At 39.9% G+C, this 20,429-nt stretch carries 18 protein-coding genes and 1 tRNA gene; 6 read left to right on the top strand and 13 right to left on the bottom strand.

Annotation, left to right across the window (positions count from 1 at the left end; genetic code table 11):
• Positions 1-17: 17 nt before the first annotated feature.
• The 3 genes from BM122_RS11065 to BM122_RS11060 form a co-directional block, all read right to left on the bottom strand.
• Positions 18-1,352 carry an ABC transporter ATP-binding protein gene (locus tag BM122_RS11065; RefSeq protein ID WP_371264919.1) on the bottom strand — a complete coding sequence of 445 codons (1,335 nt, stop codon included), beginning with the start codon at positions 1,350-1,352 and terminating at the stop codon, positions 18-20.
• Complete coding sequence (locus BM122_RS26050; protein ID WP_371264918.1) at positions 1,240-1,944, bottom strand: ABC transporter ATP-binding protein; 705 nt, start codon at positions 1,942-1,944, stop codon at positions 1,240-1,242. Before BM122_RS26050 ends, BM122_RS11065 begins: the two co-directional genes overlap by 113 nt.
• A gap of 289 nt (positions 1,945-2,233) precedes the next feature.
• Entirely contained in the window at positions 2,234-3,616 is a 1,383-nt protein-coding gene (locus BM122_RS11060) for an L-serine ammonia-lyase (protein ID WP_074905616.1), read from the bottom strand.
• Positions 3,617-4,357: 741 nt separating this feature from the next.
• Between BM122_RS11060 and flhD the strand changes: the two genes are divergently transcribed.
• Together flhD and flhC are read left to right on the top strand one after the other, a co-directional pair.
• Entirely contained in the window at positions 4,358-4,675 is a 318-nt protein-coding gene (gene flhD, locus BM122_RS11055) for a flagellar transcriptional regulator FlhD (RefSeq protein ID WP_074905615.1), read from the top strand.
• A gap of 28 nt (positions 4,676-4,703) precedes the next feature.
• Positions 4,704-5,228, top strand: a complete 525-nt coding sequence (gene flhC, locus BM122_RS11050; RefSeq protein WP_074905614.1) for a flagellar transcriptional regulator FlhC — start codon at positions 4,704-4,706, stop codon at positions 5,226-5,228.
• Between the two features lie 393 nt (positions 5,229-5,621).
• Here the strand turns inward: flhC and BM122_RS11045 are convergent, their stop codons facing one another.
• Positions 5,622-6,815, bottom strand: coding sequence for a pyridoxal phosphate-dependent aminotransferase (locus tag BM122_RS11045; RefSeq protein ID WP_074905613.1), 1,194 nt, complete (start codon positions 6,813-6,815; stop codon positions 5,622-5,624).
• 72 nt (positions 6,816-6,887) lie between these two features.
• Here BM122_RS11045 and uvrB point away from each other — a divergent pair, with 72 nt between their 5' ends.
• A complete protein-coding gene (gene uvrB / locus BM122_RS11040) occupies positions 6,888-8,921 on the top strand; it encodes an excinuclease ABC subunit UvrB (protein WP_074905612.1) in 2,034 nt (677 codons plus the stop codon).
• Positions 8,922-8,996: 75 nt separating this feature from the next.
• On the opposite strand, the gene BM122_RS11035 is transcribed toward uvrB, so the two are convergent.
• Positions 8,997-9,344 (bottom strand): NrfJ, encoded by a 348-nt coding sequence (locus BM122_RS11035; RefSeq protein ID WP_074905611.1) that lies wholly within the window; start codon positions 9,342-9,344, stop codon positions 8,997-8,999.
• A gap of 20 nt (positions 9,345-9,364) precedes the next feature.
• Positions 9,365-10,780 carry an alginate export family protein gene (locus BM122_RS11030; RefSeq protein WP_256212008.1) on the bottom strand — a complete coding sequence of 472 codons (1,416 nt, stop codon included), beginning with the start codon at positions 10,778-10,780 and terminating at the stop codon, positions 9,365-9,367.
• A gap of 916 nt (positions 10,781-11,696) precedes the next feature.
• Here BM122_RS11030 and BM122_RS11025 point away from each other — a divergent pair.
• Positions 11,697-11,772, top strand: a tRNA-Asn gene (locus BM122_RS11025).
• 1 nt (position 11,773) lies between these two features.
• Here BM122_RS11025 and BM122_RS11020 read toward each other — a convergent pair.
• The 5 genes from BM122_RS11020 to BM122_RS11010 form a co-directional block, all read right to left on the bottom strand.
• On the bottom strand, positions 11,774-12,808 hold the full coding sequence (locus BM122_RS11020; RefSeq protein ID WP_256212012.1) for a site-specific integrase: 1,035 nt from the start codon (positions 12,806-12,808) through the stop codon (positions 11,774-11,776).
• Positions 12,727-13,074, bottom strand: coding sequence for a helix-turn-helix domain-containing protein (locus BM122_RS25120; protein WP_256212007.1), 348 nt, complete (start codon positions 13,072-13,074; stop codon positions 12,727-12,729). The genes BM122_RS11020 and BM122_RS25120 overlap by 82 nt, the downstream gene beginning before the upstream one ends.
• A gap of 2 nt (positions 13,075-13,076) precedes the next feature.
• Complete coding sequence (locus tag BM122_RS11015; RefSeq protein ID WP_143083409.1) at positions 13,077-13,964, bottom strand: hypothetical protein; 888 nt, start codon at positions 13,962-13,964, stop codon at positions 13,077-13,079.
• An 84-nt stretch (positions 13,965-14,048) separates the two neighbouring features.
• Entirely contained in the window at positions 14,049-14,480 is a 432-nt protein-coding gene (locus tag BM122_RS22410) for a hypothetical protein (protein ID WP_143083408.1), read from the bottom strand.
• A gap of 183 nt (positions 14,481-14,663) precedes the next feature.
• Complete coding sequence (locus BM122_RS11010) at positions 14,664-15,392, bottom strand: hypothetical protein (protein WP_074905608.1); 729 nt, start codon at positions 15,390-15,392, stop codon at positions 14,664-14,666.
• A gap of 488 nt (positions 15,393-15,880) precedes the next feature.
• On the opposite strand from BM122_RS11010, the gene BM122_RS11005 reads away from it, so the two are divergent.
• Positions 15,881-16,627, top strand: a complete 747-nt coding sequence (locus BM122_RS11005) for a hypothetical protein (protein ID WP_074905607.1) — start codon at positions 15,881-15,883, stop codon at positions 16,625-16,627.
• Positions 16,628-16,893: 266 nt separating this feature from the next.
• The gene (locus BM122_RS11000) at positions 16,894-17,835 is read left to right on the top strand and encodes a hypothetical protein (RefSeq protein WP_074905606.1); all 942 of its coding nucleotides are present in this window, start codon (positions 16,894-16,896) and stop codon (positions 17,833-17,835) included.
• Between the two features lie 481 nt (positions 17,836-18,316).
• On the opposite strand, the gene BM122_RS10995 is transcribed toward BM122_RS11000, so the two are convergent.
• Positions 18,317-18,973, bottom strand: coding sequence for a hypothetical protein (locus BM122_RS10995; protein WP_143083407.1), 657 nt, complete (start codon positions 18,971-18,973; stop codon positions 18,317-18,319).
• A gap of 8 nt (positions 18,974-18,981) precedes the next feature.
• Positions 18,982-20,022, bottom strand: coding sequence for a DUF262 domain-containing protein (locus tag BM122_RS10990; RefSeq protein ID WP_074905604.1), 1,041 nt, complete (start codon positions 20,020-20,022; stop codon positions 18,982-18,984).
• Positions 20,023-20,429: the final 407 nt, after the last annotated feature.

Raw genomic sequence — 20,429 nt, 5'->3', positions numbered from 1 at the left:
TAGAATAAAATATAAAATTATCTATTTTGTAGGGGGGCAAGAAATCCTCCTGATTGGTGATTCCAAAGCATTGCATACAGTTGGTTATGAGAAAGTAGTTCTGCGTGGCTACCTTGCTCAATGATACGACCTTTATCCAGGACAATGAGCCGATCCATGGCAGCAATGGTGGATAGCCGGTGGGCAATTGCAATAACGGTTTTGCCTTGCATGAGTTGATCCAGATTTTGTTGAATGCTGGCTTCTACACCCGAATCAAGGGCAGAGGTTGCTTCATCAAGAATCAGGATAGGCGCATTCTTTAATAATACACGCGCAATTGCAATACGTTGACGTTGCCCTCCTGAAAGATTAACACCGCGTTCGCCGACGAATGCATCATAGCCTTTGCGGCCTTTATTATCAATCAGGGTTTGAATGAACTCATGAGCATGAGCAAGTTTTGCAGCTTCGAGCATCTGAGCTTCAGAAGCATCAGGTTTACCGAATAGTATGTTGTCACGAATGGATCGGTGAAGCAATGAAGTATCTTGAGTAACGATAGCGATATTAGCGCGTAAACTTTCTTGACTAACTTGGCGGATGTCTTGTCCATCGATTTGAATAATGCCTTGCTGAGCATCATAAAAGCGTAATAATAGACTAACCAAGGTAGACTTGCCAGCGCCTGAACGGCCGACAATACCGACTTTCTCCCCAGCGGCGATGTGTAAATTAAGATCATCAAATACCCGCTTGCTTTGCTTTTGATCTGCTCGATGATAGGTAAAACCGACATGGCTAAAATCAATCGTACCAGATTCTACTCGCAAAGGAACCGCATCAGGCGCATCCACTACGGTCGGTGGTTCTGATAATGTGTTTATGCCATCATGGACAATTCCTATATTTTCAAATAGTGAGCTGACTTCCCACATGATCCAATGAGACATTCCGGTTAGGCGTATCGCAAGCGTCATGGCAATGGCTATGGCTCCTGTAGTGATATTCCCGTTGATCCATAAATAAATTCCCAGAGCACCAATGCTGAATACCAATAGCATATTACTGCTCCATATACACCCAAGCAATCCAGTAATCAGTCGCATTTGCGGATGAACCGTTGACAGGAAATTTTCCATGCCTGTTTTTGCGTATTCAGCTTCACGCTGGGCGTGGGAGAATAGTTTAAGCGTCAAAATATTGGTATAGCTATCCACAATACGGCCAGTCATGCTGGAGCGTGCATCGGCCTGTACCTCAGAGATTTGTTTTAATCTTGGAATGAAGTAATACAGTATGATTGAATATATGACCAACCAGATAAGCAGTGGGATGCATAAATGAGGATCTGCATTGGCAACGAGAAACAAAGTAGTAATGAGATATACACCGATTAAGCAGTGGGATGCATAAATGAGGATCTGCATTGGCAACGAGAAACAAAGTAGTAATGAGATATACACCGATGAATAGCATCACATCGAGGGTTTTCAAGACAGTTTCACGTACAGCCAAGGCTGTCTGCATGACTTTGGTAGCAATGCGGCCGCTGAATTCATTCTGAAAAAAAGCATAGCTTTGACTGAGTAGATAGCGATGGGCTTGCCAGCGCACTATCATTGGGAAGTTACCCATTAACGTTTGGTACATGATCAATGAATGGCATATAACCAGAATGGGTATCAGCAGCAGTATAAATAACGAGAAACCAATCAATGAGAGCATTTCTTCTTGCAAGAAATTTTGGGGATCTTTTTCAGCCAGCCAATCGATAATCTTTCCTAAAATGCCATAAAGCATCGCTTCACCGATGGCAACACAAATAGTGAGTATTGCCATCAAAAGCAGATAGAATTCGATTCCCCGGGTATAGTGGCGGCAGAACTGGTACAAACCCTTAGGCGGTTCAGCCGGATGTTCAGGTGGGAACGGATTGATTAGACGCTCAAAGAAACCAAGCATATAGTATGCTGTTACAAAACGAGAAAATATATTGAAGTTGTTACCTGATGCCCAGGTAATTGCTTTATAAAGGTATTAATCATCGATAATTCGATCAAATATGCTGGAACCAGCTACATAAGTTGGAAGGGTAGATCCCCTTGGCGAAAGCCGAAGTATTGCTATGATCCGTGTTACTTGACCGTGCCCCGCCAACTTTTTAAATTAAGACGACTTGATTCGCCGCTACGCCCTTAACAGGATCAATCTTATGAGTGTCTAAATAGTGTTAGTCCTGTTTTAGGGTTAATCAGCATTCAGTAATGCTTACAGCCAAACCACCCAGTGATGTTTCTTTGTATTTATGCGACATTTCTAGGCCAGTTTGTCTCATCGCTTCAATACAGTTATCTAGCGGCATAAAATGCTCGCCTGTTCCTCTGCGAGCCAGTGCTGCGGCTGTATGGGCTTTAATGGCACCAAATCCATTCCGTTCTATGCAGGGGACTTGTACTAAACCACCCACGGGATCACAAGTCATTCCCAAATGATGCTCGAGCGCAATTTCTGCTGCATTTTCAATTTGCTTTACTGACCCTCCCTGGGCTGCGCATAGACCAGCTGCAGCCATTGCAGCAGCTGATCCTACTTCACCCTGGCAACCCACTTCAGCGCCAGATATAGAGCTGCGGTGTTTGATGATGCCACCAATTGCTGCCGCAGTTAATAAAAAATCCCTTACATTTTCAATACTACCATTTTCGTGTTTTACCATGTAATAGAGTACGGCTGGAATAACCCCTGCTGCTCCATTGGTAGGCGCAGTTACGACCATGTGGCCTGCTGCATTTTCTTCATTTACGGCCATCGCGTACGCGCATAGCCAATCGTTTAAAGTTGCCTTTTTATTAGAGTCATCATGAAGTTGATTAAAGAGCTTTTTAGCTCGACGCGATACCTTGAGGCCACCAGGTAGTTGTCCTTCTGTTGTTAAACCATTTTCAATACAACGTTGCATCGCATGCCAAATTTTATCTAAACCCTCATCAAGTTCATGGGCAGATATTTTCGTCAATTCATTGGCGCGCTTCATCTCTGCTATTGAATTATTGCTTTGCTGAGACATTTCTAACATGCTACGTGCTGAATTAAACGGGAAAGGAAAAGATTGGGCTGGTTCCATTTTCAGGGGAGCACTGAGTTGACTAATTTCAGCAAGCGTATTAATAAATCCGCCTCCAATGGAAAAATAGGTTTCACTTAATAAAACTTCCTCATTTTCATCAAGCAGCGTATAAATCATCCCATTTGGATGTTGAGGTAATGTTTCGTTCTTATCAAAAATAATGTCAATATCAGGGTTGAATGTGATCACGGTATCTTTGTTGATTGTGAAGAAATGGGTAGTCCATAGTTTGGCAGTTAATGCATTAACATCCTGCTCAGACAATGCTTCAGGAGTATAGCCGTGAAGTCCCAATACAACGGCCCGGTCTGTTGCATGACCTTTGCCGGTAAAAGCCAGAGAACCCTTCAGTATGCAACGAACATGCATGGCTTTATTGTTCGAAGATGTTGCCACAAGCTGATAAATGCGGCTGCGGAAATCATTTGCAGCCATCATCGGCCCCATAGTATGAGAACTCGAAGGACCGATTCCGATTTTAAAGAGATCAAGAACACTGATGAACATAAATCAAACCTTGTGTAAATTGGGGTAAAAAATTCTTGAATAGAAACTAGGGAAATCCTGAGAGCTTGTGGGGAATCTGCTATACATTTAGATAGCTGCAGTGAACAATACTGGGACTTCGCTCATCTACTCGATACAGGATTTTGGCAAAAGCTACTCGATTCGTTTTATTAACAATCAAAAAGTTCATTTTCTCATTGCAGCATTTCATTCGATACCCTCGAATTGTTTATGATTATTTTTCTTAACTGCACTCATTGAGACTTTGGATATTACGAGTAGTTCTTTTTTATCACTACAGAATAAACATGGCTATTAATGAGTATTCGTTGCATAAAAACACTGCTGCTTATTTTTTGGAGCGGAAGCTAACCTTGAATTTTACTTGATAGATTAAGATCTGGAAAAATAAATTATAGTTTGTCTTGAATATTTTCTAATTTTTATTGATTTTCATGAATTTTCTAATGATTGCTCTATCTCCAATTTACCTAATTTGGAGCTAATAACAAACACATAGTAAATTATATTAGTAATCGTCTGCTCAGCCTATAAGTTAAATAAAAAAAATTTATTGTATCTATATGATTAATAAATGGATCTATGGAATATAAGGGGAAGCCTTACAAAGAGGTTAGTAAAATACTGACTCTTCATTTGGCTTATATTCCATTTACTTCCTTAGCTGCCAGTTTAAGATGTGATCAATTAAATATGAAAGTGAAAATAAGGAGCACTGAGATGGAAGCTAATCAGATTCATGAAGAGATAAGAGAAATCAATCTTGGCTATATGTTACTTGCTCAGCGATTGTTGCGTGAAGACAAGGTTACAGCAATGTATCGACTCGGTATTAGTGAAGATGCCGCAAATATTCTGGAGAACCTTAGCTCTAGTCAATTGTTAAAAATGGCTAATTCTAATATGTTGCTATGTCGTTTCCGGTTTGATGACAAACTCTTAGCTGAAATTTTATCTAATCATGGTCGGGATCGCGCCTTGGCCCAATCTCATGCTGCTATATTAATGGCTGGGTCATCAACTGAAATTGTTGCCTAATTCAGAATATTAGGAAAAAGAGAATTGTATGCGAGAAAAAAGTCTTTTATCAGAAGCAAAACAAATTCAACTTGCTACAGATTTAATTAAACTTGGCGCCAGATTGCAAGTTTTAGAAGCAAATACAGAACTAAGCCGTGAAAGGCTGGTAAGGCTATACAAGGAGATAAAAGGTGTATCTCCCCCCAAAGGAATGTTGCCTTATTCTGAAGATTGGTTTACCAGTTGGCAACCCAACGTCCATTCTTCATTATTTATTAATATTTATAATTTTATTATTAAGCATACTAATATATATCCTATTGATGCTATTATAAAAAGCTATAAACTATATCTCGAGCATATTGAAATTAACCGCCTTCAGCGCGTGCTAAGTTTAACCCGTGCCTGGACGTTGGTACGTTTCCTTGAAAGCAAAGTATTGCGTGTTATCCCTTGCACCAAATGTAAGGGTAATTTTATAGTTCATAGCTTAGAAATACATTCTAATCATGTTTGTGGACTCTGTAATATTCCATCTCGTGCAGGTAAAACCAAGAAGAAGGTTGCCTAAGCAGTGCAATAAAAAATAAAGCAAAAATATACAGCTTGAATTTTTTTGATAACTAGCCATTAACCGCTTAGATCCATTGGGTTGTAATTCCATTTCTAAATCAAAACTGACTTTGTCGGCTTCACCTTGCCGTATTATTTATAATGTCTGAGGCTCGCCTTCGCGTGAGTTTTGATTTGGAAATGGAATTAGATTGTTTGAATGATCCTTTCAAAGTAAACATGACGTGAACGCGTGCCACAGACTGTGTAAGTAATACAGGAAGGAGAGTCAACAAAAGCAAGTCTATTTAGAAACGGAAACTGGACGCATAAATACTTTTTTATCAGTTAATGATCAAACAAAATTATATTTTTTAGAAAATTCCCCATAACGGATTCAGCTAGATTTCTCTTATTTGAGCAGATTATCCAGACGCTTAACGGCTTCTTCCAGATTCTTCATTGAAGTAGCAAAAGATAAGCGTATATAGCCTTTGCAACCAAAGACCGAGCCCGGTACAACAGCCACGCCTGCTTTTTCTAATAGTACCTCGCTAAAATCGATATCATCATCATTTTTCATATGCCCATTTTTTTGCAGTTTTTGTATCGCTTGCCGGGCATCAGCAAATGCATAGAATGCACCACCAGAAAGTAAACAACGAATGCCTGGGATTTTATTTAATCTATCAGTAATAAATTGGTTACGTTCCTTAAATGCTGCTTGCATCGGAATCATGCAGGATTGATCTCCATTAAGCGCGGCTTCAGCTGCGATCTGGGAGATAGAAGTAGGATTAGAAGTACTTTGTGACTGAATATTCTCCATTCCTGTGATGATCTGCTCAGGTCCGCCACAATAGCCGATGCGCCAACCTGTCATCGCGTACGCCTTGGAGACACCATTCAACACCATGGTGCGTGCGCGCAGATCCGGGCAGGCATTAAGTATATTGATAAATTTATCACCCGATAAAAGAATGTGTTCATACATATCATCGGTTGCAATTAAAATATTAGGATATTTTCTTAATACCTCACCTAATGCTTTAAGCTCATCCAGACTATAAACGGCGCCAGATGGATTGCTAGGGCTATTGATAACAAACATTTTTGTCTTTGGGTTGATCGCTTCTTCCAGTTGTTGCGCGGTAATTTTAAAGCCGTCTTCGATACCTGTTTCTATAAAAACGGGTTTCCCTTCAGCTATAAGCACAATATCGGGATAAGAAACCCAATACGGAGCCGGAATAATCACTTCATCCCCTGGATTAATCGTGGCTAATACAAGATTAAAAAAACTTTGTTTTCCACCACAGGAAACGAGAATTTCCTTAGAAGTAAAATTTAAATCATTGTCACGTTTGAATTTTGCAATAATGGCATTTTTGAGCGCGGGTGTACCCCCTACTTGGGTATATTTTGTAAAGCCAGCATTAATTGCAGCAATGGCGGCATCTTTAATATGTTGTGGTGTGTCAAAATCAGGTTCACCTGCCCCGAGTGCAATAATATCTTTGCCCTCAGATTTAAGCTTTGCAGCTTTGGCAGTAACGGTTAGAGTAGGCGATGGTTTAATAGCCCGTGCGCGTTTTGAGAGTTCCACTACTGTGCTCCTGAAATGGTCGATACCCAACATGATAGAATTAAATAAGTTTTTTGCATTGAAATTATACCCGTGATTATTACCTTTCCCAACAGCCCTTATAAACTTTATCAATCTTTTGAGCCTGCTGGCGATCAGCCTGAGGCAATCACCAAACTTGTTGAAGGGGTAGAAGACGGTCTGCTTTTTCAAACATTGCTGGGAGTGACAGGCTCAGGTAAAACCTACACGGTAGCTAATACCATTGCCCGACTAGGACGTCCTGCCATCATCATTGCTCCCAATAAAACACTGGCGGCACAATTATATGCAGAAATGCGGGAATTCTTTCCGGAGAATGCAATTGAGTATTTCGTTTCTTATTATGATTATTATCAACCCGAAGCGTATGTTCCTTCCCGCGATCTTTACATAGAAAAAGATTCCAGTATTAATGAGCATATTGAACAAATGCGCCTTTCTGCAACAAAATCACTGCTTGAACGCAAAGATACTATTATTGTTGCAACGGTATCATGTATTTATGGTATTGGTGACCCGGTTGATTATCACAGTATGATTCTGCACCTGCGCGAACAAGAAAAAATATCCCAACGAGATATTATCGCACGACTTACCGGCATGCAGTATCAGCGAAATGAATTCGAGTTTAGCCGCGGTACTTTCAGAGTGAGGGGCGATACACTTGATATCTTCCCGGCAGAGAACTCAGAAGTAGCCATTCGAGTATCGTTGTTTGATGACATGGTGGAATATATCTCTTCCTTTGATCCGTTAACAGGGCGAGTTCTGCAAAAAATATCACGATATACCGTTTATCCTTCAAGTCATTATGTGACGCCGAGAAGTACTACGTTACGGGCAATTGAGACCATCAAGTCTGAATTGGCGGAACGTATTGAGTACTTTCATCAACAAAACAAGCTGGTGGAAGCTCAGCGTATTGAGCAACGCACTCGCTTTGATTTGGAGATGTTGAATGAGTTGGGTTTCTGTAAAGGTATCGAGAATTATTCACGTCATTTTTCAGGTAGAAAAGCGGGTGAGCCTCCACCCACATTAATCGACTATCTGCCAAATAATGCTTTAATGATTATTGATGAGAGTCATGTAACTGTTCCTCAGTTAGGAGGGATGTATCGGGGTGATCGGTCTCGTAAGGAGAATCTAGTGAGTTATGGTTTCAGGTTGCCTTCAGCATTAGATAATCGACCGCTAAAATTTGATGAGTTTGAAAAATTGATGCCCCAGACCATTTTTATCTCAGCGACGCCAGCAGAATATGAGCAAAGGAAAAGTGGCCAAATTGCAGAGCAGGTTGTTCGACCTACTGGTTTGGTTGATCCGGAAATTATCATACGTCCGGTAGCAACGCAGGTAGATGATCTGATGTCGGAAGTTACCCTACGTACGGCGAAGGCAGAGCGAACGCTAATTACCACCCTTACTAAACGTATGGCAGAGGATTTGACCGATTATTTCTCAGACCATGGGGTTAGAGTGCGTTATCTTCATTCGGATATTGATACTGTTGAACGAGTCGAAATTATTCGCGATTTGCGCCTTGGCAAGTTTGATGTATTGGTTGGAATCAATCTATTACGGGAAGGGTTGGATATCCCGGAAGTATCGTTAGTAGGCATTCTAGATGCGGATAAGGAAGGTTTTTTGCGCTCAGAGCGCTCGCTGATTCAAACAATGGGAAGAGCAGCACGTCATATTAATGGTACGGCCATTCTTTATGCTGACCGTATTACTAATTCAATGCGGCGGGCTATAGATGAAACTGAACGGCGGCGTAAAAAGCAAATTTTATTTAATCAATCCAATAATATTACGCCGCGAAGTGTCAGTAAGCGTATCAAAGATCTTATTGATGGTATTTATAGTAATGAGCCTGTACAGGGAAAAGTTGGAATAGCCCAAGTACAGGCTCGCTATGACCATATGAGTGAATCTCAGCTAACAAAGGAAATCAAGTCGTTGGAAAAACAAATGTTGGAATCAGCTAAAAATTTAGAATTTGAAAAGGCAGCTCAATATCGTGATGATATAAAAAATCTAAAAAATAAGCTGTTCATTGGGTTTGTTGATCAAAAACGATGATGCGATTGTCACAGGATTGTCACAGCAAGTAAAAAGCCGTAATCAGTGCACAATCTGAGAATTCTTTGTTATGACTTATTGAGCAACCTTTACTTGGGTTGATGTCACAAAGATAAGTTGATCAAATGTCCGATTCAGGGTTTTACTGGTAAAGTTGTGCATCCTCATATTTTCAACAAAGCGTATATGGTCGCCAACCTTGACTTCTTTGGTAGTAGGCGCTGCAATCCAGAAACGCTTGCCACCATTCTCTAGCTCCATATAGGTATAACCTGTCGTATCCAGCACTGAGATGACTATCCCTTCGTCATCTGGTAATTTCTCTGTTTTGGTTGAGGTAACATTCTGGTCAGAAAAAGCAAGTGCTGGTTCCAGTAAAAAAGCAGTAAAGGCGACAGTTATAATTAATAGCAGTTTTTTCATTGTCTTATTCCTCTTGATCATCAGAAACGAAAATTATACTGAACATAAAAGAGGTCAGGATTAATCCCAGGTCGCTGATTTTGAATGAAATTTCCTGTGAATAGTTTGGAATATCCCACGAGTATGTCTTGATGGCGGTCCACATGGATATTGACACGAAAATCAATTTCATCACCAACATGAGTACCTGATTGCCCTGTTGGATCATGCAGTGTGGCTACCCCTCCTGCATTGTACAGAAAGTCGCGTTTGTTTGCCAAATAGAAACGGTGGTATTGTGCGAGAAATGTAAACCATGGTTGAGGATGTAATGAAAACTGAGCATTGAAATCATGAATATTCTGACGACCTACCTGATCTATCCAGCCTAGATAATAGTTTCCAAATGGAAAAAGTTGGTTAAACGTATTTGAGTTTCCATCATTTGTGCGGCTGTCACCGGAAGCAAAATCATAGCGTAACCAAAATTGGGGATTCATAGGTAAGGGAAGCTGGTAGCCAGCACCTGTGGCAACAGAAAAGGCCGATATGTCCTGATGGGAGCGTCTGCCAAACTGATACATTCCTTCTAGCTCGTAAAGGAACCGGTTGTAATCGCCGGCTATACGGCCACCCACAGTTTCCAAGGTAGAATCACCTTGCAGGATATTTCCACTCAGAATATTTGCTTGCGAAACAGTCCGGTTATCGATCAAGCTGAGTATATACAGATCAAGCAGTTGACCCTTCATTGGTCGGTATGTGCCCCATAAACCAAAAAAATTCCGATCCTGATCCCAATTATCAAACTGATTCTTTTCTGTAACCATAGGTCTGACAAAAAAGGCATCCAGATCGAAGGTGGGTGTTCGCCAGAAAGCTTTGATCCCTTGAAAGGTTCGACGCGTGTTGACCCAGTCCAAAGTGGAAATCAGCCGCTGAGAACCATAAAGTAATTCTTGCCTACCTACCCGCAAATAAGCAGGCCCATTGAGGAACTGCCCTAATTTGATATCTGCGAAAAGATTCAGCATATCAGTATGGTTTGTATCAGTAGGTAAGGCAGGCATATCCAGGCCGGAAGTCCGCGCATCAAGAAATTCAGCGAACAGCCTAAATCTATCTTGATACCATAAGTCAGCATGAAAACGTGTACGGAAAAGATGGTGTGTATTGTCAGTACCCGCTGCATTGAGACGGCTATCCGTTTCATTCATGAACCGGTACCAGAACTGACCACCAAATGAAAGCAGCCAGTCATCATTCAGATAAATGCGTTTGAGTGGATCAAAAACATCTTTTTCATGCTCTGGTTTTTCGAGATAACGAAAATCGATATCAAACGCAGGCGTAGTAAGCAATGCAAAAGGAGCATAAGGCGCAACTGGTGGGGCTTCGCGTTTATTCCCCGTAATTAAATCCAGCAATGAATAGTAACCAGCTCCGGTAGGGGGCATCACAAAAAGTCCTGGGCGAGGGCCGGGTGTTACTGGTGGCGTCTGCGACCAATTAAATTTTTGACTAGTCGAGTCCGAACTAGCCGAATCCGTGGGCGCTGCTGAGTGGGTCTGAAACGATAGTGTCGCGATAACTAAACTGAAAGATAGCTTTAATAAATTGATCCTTGCTTCAGAGCAGAACTTCGATTTGATGTCCCAAAAAGAACTGGATGAAAACATTATTTTGTTACCCCTCCCGGGCATTTATTTTTTTAATTAATCAATGCTGCCGCAAATTATTGGCGATTAAGAAAAATTATATTTTTTATTTTGGGCCATATTTTAACAAAAATTTATTGAAATCAAAGAAGAGATACTTTTCTGTTATTGGTTTTTTAATAATTTAATAGACGAGGTAATCCCCTGGCTTTGTCGGGGAACTATCTCGTTTATTTACGTAGCGTTTCATTTTTAGTGTCAGGCTGTATTTTTGCTTTCCGTAAAGCTTGTAGGCTTTTGTGCCTCGTGCATTTTTTGTATGTTTTTAATTGCCTGCCTATGTAAGCGGATAATGTTGCCAAGCTGCTTGTCACTATAGTTTAACCGCTTTCCTTTTGATTACTTTGCTCATCTGCTTGTGCCATCAGCAAATTTTTTCCTGGAGATGAGTGAGGAAAGGATCATCTGCGAATGAAATGATGGGTGTAACTTGAATGAAGGGTGTTAATACAGAGCAGAGAAGGGTGGTAAATGAGGATGCAGCACTACGCATTCAGTAATATTTTCATTTAATTTACACCATGAAGACTTTAACAAAAGCAAGAAAATGTCCTAAAAATTAGGCTCTATGAAGAAGCGATAAAAAATGTTAGCAACATGAAGGTTGACCGTTAGCGTGCAAAACATTAACATATGCGCTTCTTGTGCCGCATATTCCCCGATAGCTCAGTCGGTAGAGCGACGGACTGTTAATCCGCAGGTCCCAGGTTCGAGCCCTGGTCGGGGAGCCATCTATTTTAGGGCTTTGCTGGACTCGTCCATTTTGACCGCGTTCTTAACGTGACAGAAACGTGACAACGGAATTACTGTGCTGTCTCGTGTCGATTCAATTCTGGATGCAGCAAACACCAGATTTTCAGTAGCAAACTTAGCATAACGATCCACCATATTACGTGACTTCCAACCGCCTAAATCTTTAAGTTCATCGCAACTGGTGCCAGCCTGACGATACCAGGAAGCCCAGGTATGGCGTAAATCATGAAACCGGAAATCTTCAATTCCTGCTTTTTTAATTGCGTTTATCCAGGCCGTGTTGGTTAAATCCCAGCCTATGGGCTGACCGCGATAAGTAAAGCAGAACTGGTGATGTTTTCCTATTTGCTCCTGTAATACGGCAACTGCATCCTTATTCAGCGGGACACCTCTCGGTGTGCCATTTTTGGTTTTATTCAACCAAGCTGTGCGTCGATTTAAATCGACGCGGTTCCACTCCAGTCCGGTAATCTCACGCGCCCGGCAACCTGCCGCCAAAGCAAACCGGATTAAGGCCGCTAGATGTTCAGGAGCGGCTGCAATCAATCGGTCTGCTTCCTCTCTCGTTAACCAGCGATCCCGTTCTACTTCACCAGGCAGCAAACGAATCTTGGGCATGCTATCGATCCATTGCCATTCATCGCGTGCCATCTTCAGCAAATTGCGAATCAGGGCCAGATAACGGTTCACCGTTGCTGGCGTATTGCCCTTTTTGAGTTGCCCCTGCACTACTGACCAAATCACGTCACCGTTGATTTGATTCAATGTCAGGCTGCACAAATAGGGATCAAGCATCCTGCAAATCCGTTGCACATCGCGGTAACTGCGTAAATTTGCCTTAATCGTGAGATGCCGTACTACGGCTTCTTGCCAGGAGCGCTGGGGTTTGATGCCGAAGTGATGCTCTCGAAAGGCTTCCAGCCGGATTTTGGCTAGCAGCGCTTCGGCATCTTGTCGGCTTTCAGTCCCAGCACTTTGGCGTATTCTTTTGTCGTTTGGGAGCGTGGTTGCAATCCACCAGAAGCGGGAATCTGGCCTTCGGTAGACGCCTTCTTGGGTTTGTGCCATAAATTTTCCTCCTTAGCCCGCCCGTGCTCGCGTTGCTTATAATCCTCTATCCAGGCATCCAAATCAACCCTGTCATAGAGGCAACGGCGACCCAGTTTGATAAAAGGAATTTCCAATTCAGTGAGTAAGGTTACGCCGATACCGAGGTAACATGCCGCTTCTTCTTTGGATAAACATCGAATCGCAGGCAGTGGCAGGCTAATTTTATCCATTGTTATTCGCCGTCTGACTGCTTCCGATACTCAGCCGCAGATTTGTTCAGCTTGGCTTGTTGCTCGGCTTCAATGTCGCGGTTCAAGATAGTATTGAATTTCCACGCTTTGATGGCCACTTTTTCCTCGATAAAATTATCGAAAGCTAATCCCAGATGAGCGCTGATTTCATCAAAGTGCTGGCAAAAGGCAAGCTTGAAAGCATCAAATCCTCGGTCAAGATTCCAGATTCTTTCCCGTGCCATGTAAGAAGTGAGGCAACTTAATAAACTGCTGCATAGTCTATCAACGCCAGGAATACGGGCTGAATTAAAACGAGGGAGGAGAGGGCTATCATTGGTTTGCCAGTCCACTGAGGAAAAATAACCCCATAAAGGACGAATCGGCCAGCGTGAGCGTGTTTGATCCTCTGGATTGGGTAATGTCAAACGTAGCCATTCTGCGGTGGCATAGCTCCATAAGCCATTGAGATGATTTAACACGTCTGAAAGCTTCTGTAATCCCTTTTGCGTGATGACTTCCCGATTGAGTTGAAATTCAAGCCGCCATACCGGGTCTAGTCCATTCCATCCCGCGCGATACCAGAGTTCATATAAATAGGTTTTTTTGGATTGTTTGAGGATTTCCAACGTTTTGTTATACAAACGGCAACTGATGACGCCCCCTGCGCCAATCGTCCAGCCAGAGAATTCACGCTCGTTAGAATATTGGTTAATCGCGGAAGCACGCGTTACCCAGGCATGACGATCCCAGCTTTCCATATTCTGTGAGCTGACGAAGTCTACAAATAAATCGATACGGCTGACATTAGCGGATTCATGAATAGCCCCAAATTGATCCAGGATAGCCCGTAGCGCTTTTTCTGCTACTAGTGGACTTATATGCGTCAAATACTCGCTGGAAATCTTTACATAGGCTAAGGGAACCGATTTACTGCGTGATAGCTGAATACGAAAAGCATTATCTTCCAGGATCTAGGGGAATAATTTTGCGCCTTTGTCCTTGACCTCAAAAATATGGTCATTGACGGAATACTGGGCTTTGATTTGTTCAAAGGATTGGGGTAATTGCGCGGTCTTCTTCAGTTCTTTTAGTTCATCATCCACATCAGGCAATAATTCACCTGGATAGGAGAGATAAAGGCTATCCACCCCAAACCTTAAAAGCTTAAAGTAGTCACTATTGCAGTTATTGGGTACTGTGTTACTACGAGTCGTACCCCCTGAGGATAATTTTGACGCTTGTGATACTTCTATCGAAGTATCGTCCACTTCGCCAACGCATCGCATCGCCTCGCGTTCGCTCGTTGTGCGATGCGTTGGCGAAGTGGATAGTATATTTTCTATTTGCTCAGCTAAAGAACCTTGTGATGCTCCATTATGTGCAAATTGCTCGTAGTCTTTCATTGCTACCTCCATAAGTTATTGATGACGGAGGCACTATCGAGCTTCTATGCTCTATTGACAATTACGGCTACATGCAAACGTAAATACGTCTGCACAAGAATCGCTATTTTAGAACCACAAAAATTATCTATGGTTGAATATGCATTTGCATGCAAACGTATATTGGTATTAAGAAGACTTTACTCATTTCTCGTGCTTGCGTAAAGCCTCTAAAAAAGCGCGTGTGGCTGTTTTACTGGTACTAAAAAGGAGTTGCTCTCGCTTATCTAAAGAATCAAAGAAATGCTTTGCGGCAGCGGTTTTATCAGGATGTTTGCCACCATCCGAAAGATAAAAGCTAATAAATCTATCTTTAATCGCATTTGTTCCTGCATGCTTGGCATTTGCGGCTTTAGCAGCATTGCTACTAACCGACGGGGAAACCACTTGCTTTACTTCTGATCCGGGGTCTGTCTTTTCCGGTCCATCATGCAACAATAGGAATTCATAGCGATAAGCATCTTCTATTAGGTTTTCATCGTTCAAATCATAAGGATATTTATCATTATCCGGAAACCAGAATTTAGGTAATGGTTCGTTGTTTTCAATACACCAGAGAGCTAATGCATTACGAGTCACAATAATGCTGTTAAATAGACGTTTATCAAATACTTTCTTATCTATGGATTCCTGTAAATTTTGCAAAAAGCATTCTGTGGTGATCTGTTGAATATAACGGAATAGCTTTAATAAATAAGCTCTGTGTTTTTCAACGTATACATTAAATTTCGCATTGACTGAAGTCTTGAGGAGTACCAGAAGAGTATCACGTACTTTTAACGGTATATTGTGAATGCTGGACATTCTTGGATCATAGTCATGCCAATAATGAGCAATTTCCCACAAAGATAAAGATTTTATATGCACGAGCATCGTTAAATAACTCTGAGAGAATCTTGAGACTTAAGCGAAACTTAAGTGGTTAATTTTTATCTATCACGTCAAATATTATGATAATTTTATAAATTAATTGACAAAAGCATGCTATAAAAAAATAAATCTTTCGACTTATTATCACACACAAAAATCTTGTTTCAGCAGCAAGATAAAAATTAATATTTAATAATTTGAATACACCCTGAAGCTGCGAAGTCAGCTAGATTACACTCAATCATTAGCTGCATTCTTGTTAATTCTTCTCACAAGCCCTTTCTCTACAATCCCAAACAATTTAAAAAATCAAAAATATTTAGATAAAACATTCTTAGAGAATGTAGAAGCCTGTTTATTTATATTTGAATAATTTAAACGTAAAACTCTAGGTGCAGAATGACTTATGCATAATAATTAAAGGCCAGCATTACCACTAATTTTAGACTTTATACTTTTCTATTTAGAGGTACTTAATTTTTATTATTACTATGAATTACTTAAATCATCTGTATTCACTTGATTCTTTACCACTCGAAGAAAAAGAAAGGCGCAAAAATGAACTTATAGAAACAACACCAGAAAAACTATGGCCTGATGGGATGCCAGCAAGCATTGATCCAAAAATTGTGCTTATCGGAGTTTCGTATGGCAATAGTCCTAATCCTGAAGCAGAGAAATCACGTAAGAATGGTTTTGATTTTTATAGTGAACCATGTGTAATCAAACCAAAGAATAGCTACTTTTATTACCCTGATGCAAGAGGTTACTGGGAGAAATTAAGATATTTATCTCATTCGTTTTGTCAGAAAAACTGTCCAACCATAACAATAGACGAAGCATTATCATTAACAACTCACATTAATTTAGGTACAGATTCTGCCGGAGCTGCAACAAAATATGATGTAGAGAAACCATACGTTCAATGGGCATCTAGATTATTGAACAATATTCATAATCCTGACTTGGTGGTCTTATTTGGATTAAAGAAAATAATGAAGGATAAAGAGGTTTCTCAATGGTGGAATCATGAATCTGGTCTGAAAATCGATTGGAATAAACCAGAAAAAGAGAAATTTTTTATAAACTATCGTTTCAGCTTGTGGGATTTGTACAATAGCAATAATCATCGCATACGATTGGTATTATGGCCAAATCACCCATCTAGGCATCCATTTGCAAATCTGGATATATGGAAAGAATCAGTAAATGAGTTCTTATCTACAGATAATTTATGAAAATGAAGTTGTGGCACCCCTAACTTCATGGTGAGCCAAATGGTTACAAAATTAATTATGTCAAAATTGTACCAAATTACCCGAAAAACTTCATTGGTTGGAGCAGTTTGACACTGATTTTATGCTTGGCAAGCATTACAAGTGAATGATTTATATTAATTTAGAATTTATAGTTACTTTTCGTAAATACCGAGTCATTATTTAAAAGCTTTATAAAATAAATCGTTATTTTATAAATTGCTTCTTATAACTAGAGAGGTTGAATTTTGAGTTTAATTGTTGCTCGACAAATTAATGATGAAATTTTCGTTATTGCAGATACAAAATTTACTGTCAATGGAGCCGACACAACAACTCAAGCAGAACAATACATTGGAGGTCTAAAAGTAGTTATTCTTGCACCTGGACTGTTTGTTGCTTTTGCGGGAAATATTGAATATGCCCGGCAAGCGATAGAGAGGATTTACGATAAAGGGCTATTTCTGTTCGATAAAAACCAGGTCATTGACTACTTCTTATACCATCATAACAGAGCCGAACATCAAACGGATTTTATTGTGGGAGTTATAGTTGAAAAACGCGACAACCCTGCTTTTTTTGAAAAAGAACTATTCAAAATCGCAAATGGGAAAGTGCAATGGGAAAAGCAGGTAACGCACATCGGTGATATAGACGCCTATTCAAAATTTCAATCTTTTTTTCATTCTGAAGAAAATAAAAGCCCAGTTCCTACTTTTGAAATTAGTAGATTAGGAAAAAATAAAATTCCAGAATTTCATGCTCACTTAGCAAAATCAATGAATGCAATGATGCAAGTTATAGATGATCCCAATATTTCTTCAATTGATGGTATTCGCACCGTTGTAATATCAGAAGAAAACCAATTCTACTATATAGAATATTTACAAGTTAGGGGAAACCCAATTCCAATCAGAAATGAACCTAATTCTCCAGTATATTTTGGAGGAGCAGCTGAAGGCTCTGACATTAAGCATGTGGGATTATATACAGGTATTGGTCTTGGGATTTTTCCTGTTTTTTTCGAATCAGGGAAATTTGGGCTCATATATCATCCTGAAAGTTCATTTAAACCAACAATATTACGATGTAATTCAGAAAATGAATTTTTAGAATATGTTAAAAAAAGTATTACCATTGCTCATGAAAGAGCTCTTCTTTATCAAGAACGTGTAGATAATCACACATAGTATTCGACTCCTACTAAAAAATTCACATTCCCTAAATTAATTTTCTATTCCAATGCTCAATAATAGAGCATGATAAATCTAACGATTGTTAGCGAGTACTTGCAAGTTTATTTTCAATAAAACAATTCGTGCCGAGGAATCAAAACAAAATACAATATAAAATTGTGGCAAATTTGTGCCAAAGTACGCTGCAAGTACTACTGTTTGTGGTTGCGTGACACTGTTTTTATGCTTGGTGAACATTGTAAGTGATTGATTAACATGTACTATATACTCATGGTTACGTTTCGTAATCAGCAGGTCGGAGGTTCAATTTCTTTCAGCAGCGACATGGAATCAAGAAGTTATAAAAATATCAAAAAATTTGTTAGGTCACCGCTATTTTATTTAAATAAATTGAGGCAGAAATCCGGTTTCAGCTAATTGCAGTTAGTAGTTGAGATCAGCAAGCCACCTAAAGAATCCTTGAATAAGCATAAATTCAATGAGTTGCAAGGTCTGCAATATCAGTGAGATCGGCAATCCATTCAAAAATTGCAATAGAATTGGTTGAGGAATTATTTCCCCAGATAATATCTATTGGATCAAGAAAGTGATTTGTAAGGTATAAGCCTCTCAAAGCACGCGCTACTTCGTTACGATTAAACTTGGATTTATGTGCACATGCATTTCGCACTAAATGTATTCTTTTAGGGCCGAACAATCCGGCAGAGCCAAATGCATTCTGAAGTTCTGTAGTGTTTGAAGTTGCAAGTCCGCTGATACAACCGATAATTCTATCAGGATGAGCCCAAGTGGGTTCTATTGATCCAGAATAAGTTTTAGTGGGGTTAACAGTAGCATTTTTACTACACTGTATAAATTCATACGTTATACGACTTTCGGTATTATTAGGAGCCAATCTTGCCGGCACTATTACGCCAGATCGAGTTGTAGTTCCTCTACAAGATAACAATAGCACTTGTTTTACGAAAACATTCCAGTCTATCCATAAATTCGAAAGTAATGCCTCTGCAAGAAACCTAAATTCCCAAGGTGAGAGATTGCCATTCACATGATCATCAAGAATTGAAGTTGCTTGTTTGTGTCTACGTGACAGTCGACTATTTATCTGCACATAGCATCTTGCAAGAGTCATGGCAAATCTCAGATTAACGCATTATATAACCATATTGATCTAATTTTTCGCTGCTTTACTCTATGAGTTGTGCTTAAACAAGCTTCTACATAAGGACCATAAGGACCACTTATATCTTGCAATTCATGTGCACCGGCAAGAGCACTTAAAGCGTCAATAGTTTTTTGTAAATTTGTGAAAAACACTCCATCCGTCTGGGTACCAAATTCGTTACCGTTGGGGATGCCATATTTTCTTTGCATTAAGGCGCAAAACAATGAATGACATACGTATGATTTTGTAATAAAAGTATTTTTTAATGGGGCAAATTCCTGCTCAAGCAACTGCATAAATTCGTAGATACGGCCACGAAATTCTGCCTCGCGAGGAAATGATTTGTCATATTTTCTATATATTTGAGTAAGAGAAGTATCGGACTTGTTCATAATTCCAAGGTCAAGCACAATTGCCAGCTCAGTTAAAAATTCTGCGTCGTGCATTCTAATTGCTTGTTTTGATGTTAAAACATTAAAATTGACAAGCCTGGGGCCTATCTCACCCGTGGCTTCGATGATGAACCACTTGAACTGTCCTTCAAACTCTGCATGACGTTTTTCTGCAGGATTAAGAGGTGCGGTATACGCATTCATTCTTGTGAACATGGCTAACAAGTCAGACTGTTCTGCAGAATAAATGATGTCGACTTCTACGCTATATGTTAAAAATTGTTGTTGTAAATCTTCATCTAAATCGCTAAAACGCTTGCCTTGATATTTAACTGATCGACTGGTAAGAGGAAAATCATCATTCAAAAAACAAAGAATAGTGGTCAAACGTTGCTGACCGTCTACGATTTCTCGAATAACTTTTTTACGGGTTTTGTCGAATACTTGATAAAAGTATACCTTTGGAAAAATATACCGATTTAAAATCGTATCAATAAAATAAGTGCGAGCAGAATCTGGCCAAACTGACGATGATCGTTGATAATTTTTATTTACTATCAATTCACGTCGTTGCCACATATCCCTGATTTCGCTAATAGTAAAACTAGATCTGGTAATTTCCATTTTAAGACTTCAGAAAGAAAGTATGTAAGTTAGTTTAAGTTTACAAAATTTATTGCAATTATCATATTTTCTCTTGAGAGTTACATAAATTGACTACTTCTGGCATATTTCAGTTGATCAAACTAATAGTAATATCCCTCTCACGTATAGTTATTTACAAAACTCCAAGAATAGAACGTGACAAATCTGACGATTATGGGCGAGTGTTGGCGAGCACTGACGAGTATTATGTTAATAAAAACAGAAAGTTATAACACCTGTTAAACCGCACTAATAAATAAATAAGGTAATCCCCCGGCTATGCCGGGGGACTATTAAAGGTTTGACCGTGTGATACGGTCACCGTGATTCTTTTAGCTTGATCAAGAGCTAGGAGAATCAAATGAGAGATTATCAGAGTTTGACGC

This window comes from Nitrosomonas communis (genome assembly GCF_900114745.1).
In the GTDB taxonomy this organism is placed as follows: domain Bacteria; phylum Pseudomonadota; class Gammaproteobacteria; order Burkholderiales; family Nitrosomonadaceae; genus Nitrosomonas; species Nitrosomonas communis_A.
This window is presented reverse-complemented; position numbering and strand designations above follow the sequence as displayed.

What these genes read in the sequence shown, in the direction of transcription:
- BM122_RS26050 (WP_371264918.1), bottom strand. Translation starts at nt 1,944, where the DNA reads ATGCTTGGTTTCTTTGAGCGTCTAATCAATCCGTTCCCACCTGAACAT.
- BM122_RS11060 (WP_074905616.1), bottom strand. Translation starts at nt 3,616, where the DNA reads ATGTTCATCAGTGTTCTTGATCTCTTTAAAATCGGAATCGGTCCTTCG.
- flhD (WP_074905615.1), top strand. Translation starts at nt 4,358, where the DNA reads ATGGAAGCTAATCAGATTCATGAAGAGATAAGAGAAATCAATCTTGGC.
- flhC (WP_074905614.1), top strand. Translation starts at nt 4,704, where the DNA reads ATGCGAGAAAAAAGTCTTTTATCAGAAGCAAAACAAATTCAACTTGCT.
- BM122_RS11035 (WP_074905611.1), bottom strand. Translation starts at nt 9,344, where the DNA reads ATGAAAAAACTGCTATTAATTATAACTGTCGCCTTTACTGCTTTTTTA.
- BM122_RS11030 (WP_256212008.1), bottom strand. Translation starts at nt 10,780, where the DNA reads ATGCCCCCTACCGGAGCTGGTTACTATTCATTGCTGGATTTAATTACG.
- BM122_RS25120 (WP_256212007.1), bottom strand. Translation starts at nt 13,074, where the DNA reads ATGGATAAAATTAGCCTGCCACTGCCTGCGATTCGATGTTTATCCAAA.
- BM122_RS22410 (WP_143083408.1), bottom strand. Translation starts at nt 14,480, where the DNA reads ATGAAAGACTACGAGCAATTTGCACATAATGGAGCATCACAAGGTTCT.
- BM122_RS11010 (WP_074905608.1), bottom strand. Translation starts at nt 15,392, where the DNA reads ATGCTCGTGCATATAAAATCTTTATCTTTGTGGGAAATTGCTCATTAT.
- BM122_RS11005 (WP_074905607.1), top strand. Translation starts at nt 15,881, where the DNA reads ATGAATTACTTAAATCATCTGTATTCACTTGATTCTTTACCACTCGAA.
- BM122_RS10995 (WP_143083407.1), bottom strand. Translation starts at nt 18,973, where the DNA reads ATGACTCTTGCAAGATGCTATGTGCAGATAAATAGTCGACTGTCACGT.
- BM122_RS10990 (WP_074905604.1), bottom strand. Translation starts at nt 20,022, where the DNA reads ATGGAAATTACCAGATCTAGTTTTACTATTAGCGAAATCAGGGATATG.